This window comes from Actinoplanes derwentensis (genome assembly GCF_900104725.1).
Taxonomy (GTDB): Bacteria; Actinomycetota; Actinomycetes; order Mycobacteriales; family Micromonosporaceae; genus Actinoplanes; species Actinoplanes derwentensis.
The window spans coordinates 88,382-103,111 of record NZ_LT629758.1 but is presented as its reverse complement, the minus strand read 5'-3'; the positions used below and the strand labels follow the sequence as shown (position 1 = coordinate 103,111).

13 protein-coding genes are annotated in these 14,730 nt (G+C 70.7%); 6 read left to right on the top strand and 7 right to left on the bottom strand.

The window, feature by feature from the left end; all coding sequences use genetic code 11:
• The first annotated feature begins 58 nt into the window (after window positions 1–58).
• A complete protein-coding gene (locus BLU81_RS00490) occupies window positions 59–814 on the top strand; it encodes an ABC transporter permease (protein ID WP_092540569.1) in 756 nt (251 codons plus the stop codon).
• A gap of 60 nt (window positions 815–874) precedes the next feature.
• On the top strand, window positions 875–1,975 hold the full coding sequence (locus BLU81_RS00485) for an ABC transporter substrate-binding protein (protein WP_092540567.1): 1,101 nt from the start codon (window positions 875–877) through the stop codon (window positions 1,973–1,975).
• A gap of 53 nt (window positions 1,976–2,028) precedes the next feature.
• Here BLU81_RS00485 and BLU81_RS00480 read toward each other — a convergent pair whose 3' ends face one another.
• From BLU81_RS00480 to BLU81_RS00460, 5 genes are all read right to left on the bottom strand, one after another.
• The gene (locus BLU81_RS00480) at window positions 2,029–2,805 is read right to left on the bottom strand and encodes a hypothetical protein (protein WP_092540565.1); all 777 of its coding nucleotides are present in this window, start codon (window positions 2,803–2,805) and stop codon (window positions 2,029–2,031) included.
• Between the two features lie 96 nt (window positions 2,806–2,901).
• A complete protein-coding gene (locus BLU81_RS00475) occupies window positions 2,902–3,381 on the bottom strand; it encodes a hypothetical protein (protein ID WP_092540563.1) in 480 nt (159 codons plus the stop codon).
• A 76-nt stretch (window positions 3,382–3,457) separates the two neighbouring features.
• Window positions 3,458–5,740, bottom strand: a complete 2,283-nt coding sequence (locus tag BLU81_RS00470) for a putative bifunctional diguanylate cyclase/phosphodiesterase (RefSeq protein ID WP_092540561.1) — start codon at window positions 5,738–5,740, stop codon at window positions 3,458–3,460.
• Window positions 5,740–7,239 carry a GGDEF domain-containing protein gene (locus BLU81_RS00465; RefSeq protein ID WP_092540559.1) on the bottom strand — a complete coding sequence of 500 codons (1,500 nt, stop codon included), beginning with the start codon at window positions 7,237–7,239 and terminating at the stop codon, window positions 5,740–5,742. Before BLU81_RS00465 ends, BLU81_RS00470 begins: the two co-directional genes overlap by 1 nt.
• Window positions 7,240–7,388: 149 nt before the next feature.
• Window positions 7,389–8,207, bottom strand: coding sequence for a hypothetical protein (locus BLU81_RS00460; protein WP_157751055.1), 819 nt, complete (start codon window positions 8,205–8,207; stop codon window positions 7,389–7,391).
• Window positions 8,208–8,383: 176 nt separating this feature from the next.
• Between BLU81_RS00460 and BLU81_RS00455 the strand changes: the two genes are divergently transcribed.
• Complete coding sequence (locus BLU81_RS00455; protein WP_092540554.1) at window positions 8,384–9,826, top strand: serine/threonine-protein kinase; 1,443 nt, start codon at window positions 8,384–8,386, stop codon at window positions 9,824–9,826.
• A 111-nt stretch (window positions 9,827–9,937) separates the two neighbouring features.
• On the opposite strand, the gene BLU81_RS00450 is transcribed toward BLU81_RS00455, so the two are convergent.
• Window positions 9,938–10,948 (bottom strand): LacI family DNA-binding transcriptional regulator, encoded by a 1,011-nt coding sequence (locus BLU81_RS00450; protein WP_092540552.1) that lies wholly within the window; start codon window positions 10,946–10,948, stop codon window positions 9,938–9,940.
• A 78-nt stretch (window positions 10,949–11,026) separates the two neighbouring features.
• Here BLU81_RS00450 and BLU81_RS00445 point away from each other — a divergent pair, with 78 nt between their 5' ends.
• The 3 genes from BLU81_RS00445 to BLU81_RS00435 are packed head-to-tail and all read left to right on the top strand — an operon-like array spanning window position 11,027 to window position 14,031.
• Complete coding sequence (locus tag BLU81_RS00445) at window positions 11,027–12,031, top strand: GlxA family transcriptional regulator (RefSeq protein ID WP_092540550.1); 1,005 nt, start codon at window positions 11,027–11,029, stop codon at window positions 12,029–12,031.
• Window positions 12,028–12,999 (top strand): type I glyceraldehyde-3-phosphate dehydrogenase, encoded by a 972-nt coding sequence (gene gap / locus BLU81_RS00440; RefSeq protein ID WP_092540548.1) that lies wholly within the window; start codon window positions 12,028–12,030, stop codon window positions 12,997–12,999. The genes BLU81_RS00445 and gap overlap by 4 nt, the downstream gene beginning before the upstream one ends.
• A 9-nt stretch (window positions 13,000–13,008) precedes the next feature.
• The gene (locus tag BLU81_RS00435) at window positions 13,009–14,031 is read left to right on the top strand and encodes a LacI family DNA-binding transcriptional regulator (protein WP_092540546.1); all 1,023 of its coding nucleotides are present in this window, start codon (window positions 13,009–13,011) and stop codon (window positions 14,029–14,031) included.
• 25 nt (window positions 14,032–14,056) lie between these two features.
• Here the strand turns inward: BLU81_RS00435 and BLU81_RS00430 are convergent, their stop codons facing one another.
• Complete coding sequence (locus BLU81_RS00430; protein ID WP_092540544.1) at window positions 14,057–14,623, bottom strand: helix-turn-helix domain-containing protein; 567 nt, start codon at window positions 14,621–14,623, stop codon at window positions 14,057–14,059.
• Window positions 14,624–14,730 lie beyond the last annotated feature (107 nt).

The window sequence follows — 14,730 nt, the reverse complement described above, 5'->3', positions numbered from 1 at the left end:
AATCATCAGGCACAGTTCTGACCTCATGGCGACGCCGGAGCGAAGCGGAGGTGGCGGCATGAGACGCGTACTGCCGCCGGTGGTCTTCGGGGTGGTCGCTCTGGGGTTGTGGGAGCTCTTCGTGACTCTGGGCCGGGTCGCGCCCTTCATCCTGCCCGCTCCCTCGGCCATCTGGGCGCAGATCGTCGAACAGCGCGTCAACATCTGGGAGGCCGCCCTGGCCAGCGGCACGAACGCGCTGGTCGGGCTGATCGGTGGGACGCTGCTGGCGGTGCTGGCCGCGCTCGCCGCGAGCCGGTCGGCGCTGCTCGGTGAGGTGTCGATCCCGTTCGCGGCGGTGGTCAACGCGCTGCCGATCATCGCGCTCGCCCCGATCCTCAACAACATGTTCGAGTCGACCAGCAGCCTCCCGCGCCGGGTGGTCACCGGCATCGTGGTGTTCTTCCCGGTCTTCCTCAACCTGCTGCGCGGGCTGCGCGAGGTCGATCCGGTCCATCAGGAGCTGATGCGCACGTATGCGGCCGGCGGGTGGACGTTCGCCCGCAAGGTCCGGCTGCCCGGCGCGCTCCCCCATCTGTTCACCGGTCTGCGACAGGCGTCGTCGCTGGCCGTCATCGCAGCGGTCGTCGCCGAGTACTTCGGCGGGCTGCAGGACGGGCTCGGCGCGCGGATCACCTCCGCCGCGGCGTTCACCGCCTACCCCCGTGCATGGGCCTTCGTGGCCGGCGCCTGCCTCCTCGGACTCACCTTCTACCTGGTCACGCTCCTGCTCGAACGTGTGGCCATGCCTTGGAAACAACGGTTGATCAGTTAAGGGGTTCGCGTCTTGAAGCTCTCCCACGGTTCTAGATTCAGCACAGCCCTTCTCGCTTCGGTGCTCGCCTTGAGCGCCTGCGGCACCGCCGATACCGCCACCACTCCGGCCCCCGGCGCCAGCGGCGCCCTCACCCCGATCAAGCTCCAGCTGCAGTGGTTCTTCCAGGCCCAGTTCGCCGGTTACATCGCCGCCGTGGACCAGGGCTTCTACAAGGAGCAGGGGCTCGACGTCGAGCTGCTCGAAGGTGGTGTCGACATCGTCCCGCAGACGGTGCTCGCCACCGGTAAGGCCGACTACGCGGTGGCGTGGGTGCCGAAGGCGCTCGCCTCCCGCGAACAGGGCGCCGGGATCACCGACGTCGGGCAGATCTTCGCCCGGTCCGGCACCTACCAGGTGGCCTGGAAGGACAGCGGCATCACCAAGGCCGCCGACCTCAAGGGCAAGAAGGTCGGCAACTGGGGCTTCGGCAACGAGTTCGAACTGTTCGCCGGGATGACCAAGGCCGGGCTCGACCCCAGCAAGGACGTCACCCTGGTCCAGCAGCAGTTCGACATGCAGGCGCTGCTGAAGAAGGAGATCGACGCCGCCCAGGCGATGAGCTACAACGAGTACGCCCAGCTCCTGGAAGCCAAGAACCCGGCCACCGGGAAGCTGTACACCGCCGACGACTTCTCGGTCATCGACTGGAAGACCGAAGGCTCCTCGATGCTGCAGGACGCGGTCTGGGCCAACACCGAGAAACTCAGCGACCCGAACTACCAGGCGCAGACGGTGAAGTTCCTGACCGCCACGATCAAGGGCTGGGCGTTCTGCCGCGACAACGCGGAGAAGTGCCGTGACCTGGTCGTCGCCACCGGATCCAAGCTCGGCAAGAGCCACCAGCTGTGGCAGATGAACGAGACCAACAAGCTGATCTGGCCGGCCACCGGCGCCGGAATCGGAGCCATCGACGAAACGGCCTGGAAGCAGACCGTGGACCTCTCGATGACCACCAAGAACCAGACCGGCGACACCGTCCTGACCAAGGCCCCGGAAGGGCTGGCCTACACCAACGACTACATCAACCAGGCGATCGAGGCGGCCAAGGCGGCCGGCGTCGACGTCACCGGGTCGGCGTTCCAGCCGGCCCCCGTCACCCTCACCGAAGGCGGCGCCTAGTTTCCGTGTGGTGAGTTCGGGTGCGATTCGCACCCGAACTCACCACACGTCTGTCAGACCGGGATGAGGCGGGCGGCCAGGGCGACCGCGGTCAGGTCGCCCTGGCGCAACTTCTTCGCCGCCTCCGGCTCGCCCAGGCCCTCCAGGCGGATCGCGGAGGCGTCGACCAGGGCGTCCTCCCCGGCGAGCAGCCGACGGGCGATCCGGGACTGGGCCGGGGTCAGCTCCGCGTAGGCGCACCGGTCCAGGGCACTGACCATCTCCTCGTCCAGATGACCGGCCATCGCCCGCTCGGTGACGATGTTGACCAGCCAGCTGGGCCACCAGCTGTACTTCCCGACGACCAGGCCGGACTGCATCGCCGCGGCCGGCTGATGCCCGGCCGCCAGCATCCGCACCGTCAGGTTCACGTCGAAACGCTCCATCCGCAGCGCGCCGACGAACAGCCGCAGGATCTGCTGCGTCTTCAGGAACTCCTCGGCGGCATGCGCGGCCTCCCCGAGCCGGCCCTGTAGCAGCAGCGCGACCGCGTGTGCCTCGACCAGTGAGAACCCGTCGCCGGAGCGCTCCTCGAGCCGGGCCACCGTGGCGACCAGCCGCTCGGCACTCTTCGCCGCGCGATCGGCGAACTCCTCCGACTGCGGCCGGTTCAGGTGCCGCACCACCGCGTAGACGGCCAGTTCCGCCTCTCGCCGCAGCAGCGGCGAGGCGATCTTCGGGGTGATCAGCTCACCCAGCCCCTCCGTCAGGTAGGCGGCGTCGAACCGCTCGGAGGCCACTGGGAACTGCGCCCACCAGGACGCCGGGTTTCTCCGCGGATGCTGTGTCACGCCACCAAGCGTGACCTATCGAATACCCTCCGGCAAATGATTCGAAGGGGTGGAATTCGTGATCAATGCCATCAGCGGTTCAACCGTCCGGCTGGTTCACGCCTCCCACAACGGCGCCTCCACACCCATCGGGTCGACGGCGGAGTGCTGCGGGGCGGGCCGGGCCGCCGTCACGGTGTGCCACCGGCCGGACCGGCGGATGGCCTCGACGCTCACCAGGTGCACCGGCAGCGGTGGCGGCGGGAACGGGCCGGCACCCCAGCGCACCCAGATCGCCACCCGGCCGGCGGCGGCCTCGGCGAGCAGCTTGTCGACGGTCCGCTGCCGGTCGGTGCGGTCCACCTCGATCGCGATCGGCTGATCGCCGGGCCGGGCGCACGCGACGTCCAGCACCGAATGGCCGCGCAACGGCGGCGGCAGCGGGAAGACACTCGGCGCGCGCCGGTAGACCCGCCAGCCCTGCCAGTCGGCCCACTTGGCGATCTCGCCGACGATCCGGGCGGTGGCGTCGCCCTCGGACAGGCCCTCGAACGTGAGCCGGCCCAGCCATTCGGCCAGCGAGTCAGCGGCGTCCATCTCCGTACGATATCGGCCCCTACGGCGCTCACCGTCACCCGGAGGCCACTCAGGCGGCCGCCGTCACCCGGGCCTCTCAGGCGGCCGCCGTCACCCGGCGGGCCGCGAGGATCTCGGTGAGCTTCTCCGACGGCATCGGGCGGAACAGGTGATAGCCCTGGCCGACGGTGTAGCCCAGCTGGAGCAGCCGGTCGGCCTGCTCCTGGTTCTCGATGCCCTCGGCCACCGTCTCCAGGCCGAGGGCCCCCGCCAGCTGCACCACCGCGCGGGCCACCGCCTGCCGGGCGTCGGCCGCCGGGGTGCCGGGCTCGTCGAGTTCGATGTGGTCGACGAACGACTTGTCCAGCTTGACTATCGCCGCGGGGAAGGCGCGCAACAGGCTCAATGACGACTCGCCGGTGCCGAAGTCGTCCAGGGCCAGGCGTACGCCCATCGCGTGGATCTCCTGCAGCACCTGGGACACGTGATGTCCGCGGAGCACGGCCGACTCGGTGAGTTCCAGGACGAGACGGGCGGCGGGCAGTCCCGAATCGGCGAGGGCGGCCGCCACGTCGGCGACGAAGTCGGGGTCGTGCAACTGCCGCACCGACACGTTCGGGGACGCCTTCTCCAGGACGTCCGGGCCGAACTCGGCGATCCACGCGGCCGCCTGCCGGCAGGTCTCGCGCAGCACCCACCGGCCCAGCGGCACGATCAGCCCGGTCCGCTCGGCCGCCGGGATGAAGTCGGCCGGTGACACCGTGCCGCGTTCCGGGTGCTCCCAGCGGACCAGTGCCTCCACCCCGACTATCCGGCCGCCGTCCAGCGCCACCAGCGGCTGGTAGAGCAGGGTGAACTCGCCGTCGTCCAAGGCCCGGCGCAGGTCGCCGCCGAGGCGGGCGTGTGCGGAGGCGGGTCGTTCCATGCCGTCGGCGTACCGCACCCAGTTGGCACCGCCGCGTTCCTTCGCCATGTAGAGGGCGGCGTCGGCGCGACGCAGCACCTGACTCGCCGGGGTACCCCGCGGCGCGGTGTCCAGGCCGGCGCTGAACCGGACCAGCAGCCGCTGCTCGCTGATCGGCCGCACGGTCACCGCGGCCACCCGCTCGGCGGCCTGTTCTCCGGTGACGTCGCCGGGCAGCAGCACCGCGAACTCGTCGCCGGCCAGCCGGGCCACCGCGGCGCCCGGCCCGGCCGCGTCCCGCAGCACCACGGCGAACGCGGCGAGCAGCCCGTCACCGGCGTCGTGGCCGAGCGAGTCGTTGACCGTCTTGAACTCGTCCAGGTCGGCCAGCAGCACGGTGGCCGGGCCGGTCTCCAGGGCGGTGTCCAGGGCCTGCCGGAACAGCGCCCGGTTGGCCAGCCCGGTCAGCGGATCGTGGGTGGTCTCGTGCCGCAGCCGCGCCTCGGACTCCCGTTTCTCCCGCAGCAGGGCCATGTTGTCACGCCAGACCACGTACTGCCGCAACGCCACCAGGGCGGTCACCACCACCGCCGAGGAGACCACCAGACGGCCCTCCCAGACGCCCGGCGTCCAGAACCGAGGGCGGATCAGCACGTCCACGACCGGCACGTCGACCGCGAGCACCGCCAGATAGGGCAGCCAGACGTTGCCGGTGCCGGCCGGGCCGGAGTGGGCCGCGGTGGCCCGCTGACGGCCGGCGGCGAGCGTGATCAGCAGGCCGCAGACCGGCATGCACACCGCCTGGCCGGGCAGGATTCCCTGGTAGCCGCCGAGGACGGCGAGCAGCGACACCACGGCGGCGACCAGGCCGGTCGAGGCGACCAGGCGCATCGCGGTTCGGTCCACCGGCCCACCGGCGATGTAGGCCACCTTGGTGATCGACCCGGCGGCGAACAGGCACGCCAGCAGCAGCACCGACAGCGCCGGGACACTCCACGGTTCGGCCGCCCACACCATCGGGGCGATACCGAGATGCCACAGCACGGTGGCGCAGCCGAGGAAGGCGATGGTCCGGTCCAGCCACTGCCGGCCGCGTTCCGCCCAGGTCGTCACGCCGAGCGGCACCTGGCCCACGCCCCACATCGCGACCAGCACCCCGGAGCCGATCAGCGCGGCACCGGCCGGCGGCATCGCGGCCAGCTCCGGGGCGGCCCGGAAAGCGGCCACGGCCAGCAGGGCGAACCCGGCCGCGAACAGCAGGCAGCAGATCTCCAGCAGCAGCCAGAACCGGCGGCCCGGCGGTTCCATCGGGATGCTCCGGCGCAGACGGCGCACCGACAGCGCGCCGATCGTCATGGTGACCGGCATGAACAGGTAGCCGACCGCCACGGTGCCGGGGGACGCGACCATCCAGCTCAGGTACCAGAGGGTGCCCAGCAGACAGACGGCTCCGGCCGCGGCGGTCCAGCCCCGCATCACACGACGGCCCGGCTTCGCTGTTTCTCCTCGTACATCCGCAGGTCGGCGGTGTGCAGCAGCTGGTCCGGGTCGTCGGCCGGCCCGCTGGCCACGCCGATGCTCGCGCCCGGGCGGATCGGCCGGCCGGCGATCCGGGCCGGACGGTTCAAGGCCGTCCGCAGCCGGGCCGCGATCTGCTCGCCCGCGGCCGCGTCACCGGCGGCCAGGACGGCGAACTCGTCGCCACCCAGACGAGCCGGCAGGTCGCCCGGGCCGGCGCACTCCAGCAGGAGACCGGTCACGTGTCTCAGCATGGCGTCCCCGGCGGCATGCCCGTACGTGTCATTGATCTGTTTGAAACGGTTGAGGTCGATCAGCAGTACCGTGGCGTCGCCGGACCGCTCCGCCATCGCCGCGGTGAACTGGCGGCGGTTCGCCAGCCCGGTCAGTTCGTCATGGCCGGCCTGGAACCGCAACTGCTCCAGCAGGGCGGTGAGCCGCCGCTCCCGGTCCTGGACCTCCTCGATCAGGCTGTTGTTCTCGGCCAGCGTCAGCACCTGCCGGGCGATCACCATGCCGACGTTGGCCAGCAGCCCGGCCAGGGCGCCCCACGCGGAGACACCCAGGCCGCTGGTGGCCAGCACGATCACCAGCGTGGCCGCGCAGACCACGGTCCCGGCGTAGGGCAGGTTGCCGTACTGCCGGGTCCGCAGGCTAAGCCACTGCCCCTCCAGACCGGCCCGCCCTTGAAGCACCTGGATCCGGGGTGCGGCGAGCACGATGAAGGACGGGACGAGCAGCAGCGCCATCTGGGTGCCGACGTCCGTCACGGCGCCGGTGGGCAGCAGAATGTTCGACGCGGCCAGGAACACCGTCGAGACCGCGAGCGGGGCGGCGGCGGCAAGACTGGCCGGGGCGACCCCGGTCAGGGCCGCCCGCAGCGCCGCGTACGCCGCGCACAGGATCACACCGCAGCCGAACAGGGCCAGCAGGTGGTCGCCGGCACCCTGGCTCCCGGTGTCCGGCCGGCTCATCAACGCCCAGGCCACCACGGCCGACGCACTGCTGACGATCATGGTGTCCAGCGTCATCCGGAGCCGGTCCCGGCGAGACCGGCCAGCCGGGTCGCCGGGGCGCATCGCGGCCACACAGATCGTGATCATCCCGGCCATCAGGGTCAGCGACTGCACCGGATGGGCGATGTTCTCCTCGAGGCCCGGATCGTTCAGGATCGTCGCCAGCTGCACCAGGTCGCCGCTGAGGTAGAACAGCCCGGCAACCGAGATCGCCCGCCAGAACCGGTGGGCGTACCGCGGCAGACCGGGCAGCGCGCAGACCCGGCGGGCGAGGTGGAACTGGAACACGTCCAGGATCGGCGTGATGATCGCGCAGGCGACCAGTTGACCGTACGAGGTGCCCACGTCCAGCAGACACGCGCCGACCACCAGCACGGCCACCACGGTCAGCGCGATCAGTCCGGGGTCACGCAGCAGCCGGGTGGACAACGGTGGCGCCATGCCGCACTCCGTCCTGACGGGGACCTTCCCCGTCGGCTATCGGCCGGATCGGAGCGAGAATTAACCTCAGCGGTAGAACGCCGGTGACCGGCACGCCCCGGCTTGTCATGGCGGGTGGGGCGTGCCGGTCCCGGGGGATCACCGGCGGCTCACGGGTTGCCGGGCTCGATCGAGACGGTCGGGGTGGGCGTGACGGTCCGGGTGACGGTGACCGTGACGGTGGGTGCGGCGGTGGTGGGCGTCGCGGTCCGGCCCGAACCCACCCCGATCGTCACGCCGACCAGCGGCGATCTGGTGGGCGCCGGAGTCCGGCCCGACCCGACCCCGATCGTCACGCCGACCAGCGGTGAGGTGGTGGGTGCCGGGGTCGTGGTGGGCTTCACGCCACCCAGGTTGATACCGGCCTGGATGCCGCCCAGGTTGATACCGGCCTGGATGCCGCCCGGGGTGACACCGGCCTGGATCAGGCCGGCGGTGTAGGTGTCGTCGGTACGCAGGCCGCCCACCGACACCTTCAGCCCGGTGGTCAGGTCGCCGGGCAGCACGTTCTTGCCGTTCAGCAGCACCTGGGCGACCTTCGGGACTTTCACCGTGATGTCCTTGCCGATCACGTCGGCCGTGCCGCTCGTCGCGTCCACGGTGATCGTGCCGGCCGCCAGGTTCACCGCGTCGAGCGTTCCGGTGGCCTGGAACGGCTTGAGCAGTTTGAGGCCGGACGAACCCGACGAGCTGGTCGGGCTGGCGGTGGCGGTGACCGTCGGGTTGACCGTGGCGGTGACGGTGACCGCCGGGGTGGGCTTGAGCTTCACCTTCGAGTCGCTGGACTTGGGCTTCGCCGAGCCGGTCGGGTACGGCTTGCGATCCTTGCCGCTACCGGTCTGGGCGTATGCGGCGGTGCTGCCGGCGACGGAGACGGTGAAGGCGGTGGCCACGGTGGCGACGACGACTGCGGTACGGCGCATGCGCATTTTGGGAACTCCTTGGTTTCTCGGGGAGGACCCAAGCTTCGGCAGGCCGGGGTTCAACAACGGGGTGCTCCCGGGTGCGGTTCGGTTGCCTCGTGTTTTGTCATCGACGGTGAGATGCGCCGCGTCTGAGCACCGCAAGAGTTGACATGCCCGCCGCACTACGTGAATGTCCTGGGATGCACGAAGTTTGGCCGGACACCGGTGTCCTGCTCGCCTCCCGATACCGCCTGGTGACGCTGTTGGAGACCGGCGGCATGGCGCAGGTCTGGCGGGCGACCGACGAGTTGCTGGACAGGCCGGTCGCGGTCAAGCTTCCGGCCGGTGACACCCGGGCCGCGCACCTGGCCTGGCGGGAGGCCCGGCTCGCCGCGCGGCTGTCCCATCCGGGCATCGCCGCCGTGCACGACTACCGGGAGGCGGTCCGGCCGGACGGTTCGGTCGCCCCGTTCGTGGTGATGGAACTACTGGCCGGGGAGACGGTGGCGGCCCGGCTCTGCGACCTCGGCGGGCCGATGCCGTGGGGTGAGGCGGTGTCGATCGGTACCGCGGTCGCCGAGGCTCTGGCCGCCGCGCACGCCGCCGGCGTGGTGCACCGTGACATCAAACCGGGCAACGTGATGCTCTGCCCCGGCGGTGTCAAACTCCTCGACTTCGGGATCAGTGCCGCCGCCGGTGAGCCGGACGACGACGAGACCGGCGCCAGTTTCGGCACGCCCGCCTACGCGGCCCCGGAACGACTGGACGGCAAACCCGCCGAACCCGCGACCGATCTGTACGGGCTGGGCGTGCTGCTGTTCGAGATGGTCACCGGTGATCCGCCGTACGACGTCAACACCTGGGAGGAACTGGCCGCCGCCCTCGTGCACGGGCCCACTCCCCTGCCGGAGGCGCTGCCCGGCCGGCTGCGGGAGCTGGTGATGCGCTGCCTCGACGAGGACCCGCACCGCCGCCCGACCGCCGCGCAGGCCCGCCGGGTGCTGTCCCGGCTGATCCCGTCCGCCCCGGCCCGGCTGACCATTCCGCTGCCGGGCCGACCACCCACCGGTCACGCCAAGGTCCCGGCCACCGCGGGCGCCGTCACACAGAGCACACCGGTGGTACGCCGGGTGGCGGTCGGCGCCGCCCTGCTCGCGTTCGCCGTCGCGTTCGTCTTCGCCGTGCAGGCCGTCGGGACGTCCAGCCGGGAGGGTGAGTTCGCCGCCGGGCCGGCCGACACCACCGAACCCACGGTGTCCGTCACCGAGAACGCCGAGACACCACCGCCGGTTCCGCCCAGCGTGTCGCCGAGCCCTTCGCCCTCGGCCGGCTCACCCAGCCCGTCGGCCGCCGTCACCTCGGCGAGTCAGGCGATCACCGCGGCGCTGACCGTCGACGTGGCGCTGCGCCGGGTGCGGACCGCCGTCGAACGGGGCGAGGAACAGGGCGAGATCCGGCAGGACGTGGCCCTCGACTTCGAGAACCTGCTGCGCCTGATCGACCCGGACTCCGGCGACGACCTCACCGACCAGGTCGACCAGCTGCGGCGCAAGGTGCGTCAGCGGCTCAACGAGGGCGGCCTCTCCGAGAACCAGGCGGCCATCCTGCAGGAACGCATCGCCGACCTACGAGCCGTGGTCTGAGCCGGGCCTGGACCACCGCATTCGGCCCGGCAGCCGCGCATCGGTCCCGGCCCCGCGCCCACCTCGCGGGGTGGAGGCGGGGCTGCTGACGACCGTACAAAATGAAAGGTTTTAAGCGGACCCACGCAAGATCAGGCGGGTCGGGAGCACGGTCTCCCAGTCGGTGTGCTCTTCGCCGTCGATCTTGGTGAGCAGGAGGCGGACCATCTCCTGGCCCATCTGCTCGACCGGCTGATAGACGCTGGTCAGCGGCGGGTCGGTGTGCCGGGCGACGACCGAGTCGTCGAAACCGACGACTGCGACGTCCTGCGGCACCCGGCGCCCGGCCCGGCGCAGCACGCGCAGCGCACCGGCGGCCATCATGTCGGAGGCGCAGAAGACCGCGTCGATCTGTGGGTACTGCTGGAGCAGCCATTCCATCGCGGTCGCGCCGCTCAGCTCGCCGAAGTCGCCGCGGGCCGCGGGTCCCTCGCCGACCACGTCGCGGTAACCGTCGAACCGGGCGATACCCACCGCCATGTCGAGCGGACCGGTGATCGTGGCGATGCAGCGGCGGCCCTGCTCCCGCAGGTAGGTGACGGCGGCGCGGGCCCCGGCCCGGTTGTCGGCGTCGACGAAACTGACCGGTTCCGGGTGGTACGGCCGGCCGGCGCGGACCGTCGGCACCCCCCGCTCCTCCAGGACCGCCGGTAACGGATCGTCACCGTGCAATGAGAGCAACAGGGCGCCGTCGACGTGCTGGCGGGTCAGGTAACCCTCGAGCTGACGGCGTTCCTCGGGGGCCTGCGCGATCATCAGGACCATCTGCAGATTGCGGGCCACCAGCACGGACGATATCGACTGCACTATCCGGCCGAAGAACGGCTCAGCAAAGAACCGCTCCCCCGACTCGAAGATCACCAGAGCGATCGAGTCAGTGCGCTGCGTGACGAGCGCTCGGGCCGCCCGGTTCGGTACATAACCAAGAGCGTCGATGGCGTCCTGCACTGCCGATCGCGCCTTGGGGCTCACCTGCGCCGACCCGTTGACAACCCGGGACACGGTCCCACGACCCACTCCGGCCCGGGCTGCGACCTCTTCCAAGGTCGGGCGCCCGGTCGAGCGGTTCCGGTCTTCCCTCATCGCTGACCGTCCTTTCCGCGACCGACCCACGGTACACGCGCCACAAAAGCGTTTCCAGGCACCAGGCAGGATTGTTGTGTGCGACCACATCGAATCGCGGTCCTGGTATTACCGGGTGCCAATCCCCTGGACGTGGGGATCATCAGCCAGATCTTCGCGCCCCGGCACGGCCTGGGGTACGAACTGCGGCACTGTTCGGTCACCCCCGGACCGGTTCCGGGGCGGGACGGGCTCGGCTATACGGTCGAGTACGGTCTGGAGCTCCTGCATGACGCGGACACCGTCGTCGTGACCGCTTTCAATACCTACGAGTCTCCGCCGGCCTTGCCGGTCCTCGACGCTCTACGTGGCGCGGCAGCCCGCGGATCCCGGATGGTCTCGATCTGCACGGCGGCGTTCGCGCTCGCGGCGGCAGGGTTGCTCGACGGGCGGCGGGCTACGACACACTGGCAGCGCACTGCCACTCTGCAACGCCTTTATCCCGAAATATCGGTTGTTTCGGACGTGCTGTTCGTCGACGAAGGGGACGTGCTCACCTCGGCCGGACTCGCCGCCGGCATCGATCTGTGCCTGCACATGATCCGCCGCGACCACGGCGTGCAAGCGTCCAACGACGTGGCCCGGACCATCATCGCCGCGCCCTACCGCAGCGGCGGCCAGCCCCAGCTCGTCCCGCGCAGCCTGCCCGAACCTCTCGGCGACGTCTTCGCCGCCACCCGCGAATGGGCCCTGCGGCGTCTGAACGAGCCGATCGGTGTCCCCGAGATGGCCCGGCACGCACGGGTGTCGACCCGCACGTTCGGCCGCCGGTTCGTCGAGGACACCGGCTACACCCCGATGCAGTGGATCCTGCGGGCCCGCGTCGACATGGCCCGCTGGTACCTGGAGAGTTCGGCGCTGGGCGTCGAGCAGATCGCCGGGCACGTCGGCCTCGGCACCGGCGCCAACCTGCGGCTGCACTTCCAGCGGATCCTCGGGACGACACCGACCGAGTACCGCAGGGAGTTTGGCGGAAAGCTTGCGGGATCCGGCGCTTCCGCGACTTTTTTCACAGCCGGCCGGGGCGAAGAGTCGACGGCATGAGAATCGCCATCAACGGATTCGGCCGGATCGGTCGCAGTGTCTTACGAGCTTCGATCCAGCGGGGTACGGACGTCGAGATCGTCGCCGTCAACGACCTGGCCGACAGCCGTACGCTCGCCCATCTGCTCCGCTACGACAGCACCCTCGGACGGTTCCCCGGAACGGTCGAAGCCGCCGGGGACCACCTGATCGTCGACGGCCGCAAGATCGCGGTGACCGCCGAGCCCGACCCGGCCCGGCTGCCCTGGCAGGACATCGACGTGGCCGTGGAGTCCACCGGCCGGTTCACCGCCGGCGCCGGAGTGCACGTCACCCGCAAGGTCCTGGTCACCGCACCGGCCAAGGACGCGGACATCACCATCGCGTACGGGATCAACCACGGTGACTACGACCCGGCCCGCCACCGGATCGTCTCCAACGCCTCCTGCACCACCAACGCGCTCGCCCCGGTCGCCTCGGTCCTCGACGACCTGGCCGGCATCGAAGCCGGGTCGATGACCACGATCCACGCCTACACCCAGGAGCAGAACCTGCAGGACGGCCCGCACCGCGACCTGCGCCGGGCCCGGGCCGCCGGGGTCAACATCGCGCCCACCACCACCGGAGCGGCCACCGCGATCGGGGCCGTGCTGCCCCGCCTCGCCGGCAGACTCGCCGGGTACTCGGTGCGGGTCCCGGTTCCGGTCGGCTCCCTGGTCGAGCTGAACGCCCTGGTCAGCCGGGAGGTGACGGTCGAGCAGATCAACAGCGCGTTCGAGGCTGCGGCGTCCGGGCCACTGCGCGGTGTGCTGGTCTACTCCACCGATCCACTGGTCTCCTCGGACATCACCGGCGACCCCGCGTCGTCCGTTTTCGATTCCCTGCTGACCGCCGCGAACGGCCGGCTCGTCAAAGCGGTGGCCTGGTACGACAACGAGTGGGGCTTCGCCAACCGGGTCGTGGACACATTGACGTTGCTGTCCCGCTAACCTGTGCGGATGGCGGTCACCCTGGCGGATGTCGCACGGCTTGCCGGGGTGTCCCCGGCGACCGTTTCGCGCGTCATCAACGACAGCGCGAAGAAGGTCAACGAGGACCTGCGTGAGCGGGTCCTCGCCGCGGTCCGCGAACTGCACTACGTGCCCAACGCGCACGCCCAGAACGTGGCCCGCCCCCGCAAATCCGCGGTCGGCGTGATCGTGCACGACGTCTCCGACCCGTACTTCGCCGAGATCACCCGCGGGCTGCAACGCCAGGCGGGCGCGCACGACCGGCTCCTGGTGATCTGCAACAGCTACCGGGAACCGGAACGCGAACTGGCCTACGTCGGGTTGCTGCGCGCCCAGCAGGTGCACGCGCTGATCCTGGCCGGTTCCGGCTACCACGACGACCAGTTCACCGAACGGCTCAACGGTGAACTCAACGCGTACCAGCAGGCCGGCGGCCGGGTCGCGGTGATCGGCCGGCACCGGCTCGTCGGCAGCGCGGTCCTGCCCGGCAACGAGATCGGCGCCCACGCCCTCGGCCTGCGCGTGCTCGGACTCGGGCACCGCGACGTCGGGGTGATCGCCGGGCCCCGCTACCTGACCACCACCACCGACCGGCTCACCGGTTTCCGCCGCGCCTTCGACGAGTTGGGCGTCCCACTGCCCGCGTCCCGGATCGTCTACTCCGACTTCACCCGCGACGGCGGCGCCACCGCCACCGCCGGGCTCCTCGACGCACAGCCCAACCTGACCGCCCTGATCACCCTGAACGACTCGATGGCCGTCGGCGCCCTGGCCACCCTCCGCGAACGCGGCATCCGCGTCCCCGACGACATCTCGGTGACCGGATTCGACGACATGCCCATCGCCCGGGACGTCACGCCCGCCCTCACCACCGTCAAACTTCCCCTGGTCGAGATGGGCGAACGGGCGATGGCCCTGGCCCTCGGCGACAGCGCCGAACCCCACATCGAGGCCGCCGACGCCACCTTGATCTGGCGCTCCAGCTGCACCGCCCCCACCACCCCGGACTGACCAGTCTTCCGGTGGGTTTCGGGTTTCAGTTGTCGACGTGGGTGCGCTCGCCGTCCGGGGTCAGGACAGCGATCACCTCGGCCGGGCCGCCGCGGGCGCCGAACGAGTGCGGGACCATCGTCGAGAACGAGGCCGCCTCGCCCGCTTCGACCACCACGAGACGGTCGCCGAGAACCAGTTCCACCGTGCCGGACAGCACGGTGAACCAGTCCTTGCCCGGATGCACCCGCAGATCCTCGGGCCGTCGTGACGCCGGACGGGTGACCCGCATCCGGGCCACCGTCATCCCGGTGCGGCCCTGTTCACCGGCTAGCACCCACGTCGTGATCCCCCGCTCCGGGTGGTGATGCGGCTTGATCACCACGGCGTCACCACCGGAATCGACGAGCTGATCCAGGCTCGCCCCCAACGCTCGGGCGATGGCGGTGAGCTGGTCCAGGCCGATCCGCCGGTGCCCGGTCTCGATCCGGCTCAGTGTCGAGGGGCTCAGATGACAGCGGCCCGCCAGATCGTCGAGGGACCAGCCCTTGGCGAGCCGCAGCCCCCGAATCCGGGCCCGGACGAGCGCGTCCACCTCAGCGTCTTGCGTCATACGCAAGAGTGTATGCGCTCAGCGCAAAGTGGGCCTACAGTCGGTCGCATGGCACACGAACACCACTCCCCCGGTCACCACCACACCGCCAGCCCCGGACACGGACA

What these genes read in the sequence shown, in the direction of transcription:
- BLU81_RS00490 (WP_092540569.1), top strand. Translation starts at nt 59, where the DNA reads ATGAGACGCGTACTGCCGCCGGTGGTCTTCGGGGTGGTCGCTCTGGGG.
- BLU81_RS00475 (WP_092540563.1), bottom strand. Translation starts at nt 3,381, where the DNA reads ATGGACGCCGCTGACTCGCTGGCCGAATGGCTGGGCCGGCTCACGTTC.
- BLU81_RS00470 (WP_092540561.1), bottom strand. Translation starts at nt 5,740, where the DNA reads ATGCGGGGCTGGACCGCCGCGGCCGGAGCCGTCTGTCTGCTGGGCACC.
- BLU81_RS00465 (WP_092540559.1), bottom strand. Translation starts at nt 7,239, where the DNA reads ATGGCGCCACCGTTGTCCACCCGGCTGCTGCGTGACCCCGGACTGATC.
- BLU81_RS00460 (WP_157751055.1), bottom strand. Translation starts at nt 8,207, where the DNA reads ATGCGCATGCGCCGTACCGCAGTCGTCGTCGCCACCGTGGCCACCGCC.
- BLU81_RS00455 (WP_092540554.1), top strand. Translation starts at nt 8,384, where the DNA reads ATGCACGAAGTTTGGCCGGACACCGGTGTCCTGCTCGCCTCCCGATAC.
- BLU81_RS00450 (WP_092540552.1), bottom strand. Translation starts at nt 10,948, where the DNA reads ATGAGGGAAGACCGGAACCGCTCGACCGGGCGCCCGACCTTGGAAGAG.
- gap (WP_092540548.1), top strand. Translation starts at nt 12,028, where the DNA reads ATGAGAATCGCCATCAACGGATTCGGCCGGATCGGTCGCAGTGTCTTA.
- BLU81_RS00435 (WP_092540546.1), top strand. Translation starts at nt 13,009, where the DNA reads ATGGCGGTCACCCTGGCGGATGTCGCACGGCTTGCCGGGGTGTCCCCG.
- BLU81_RS00430 (WP_092540544.1), bottom strand. Translation starts at nt 14,623, where the DNA reads ATGACGCAAGACGCTGAGGTGGACGCGCTCGTCCGGGCCCGGATTCGG.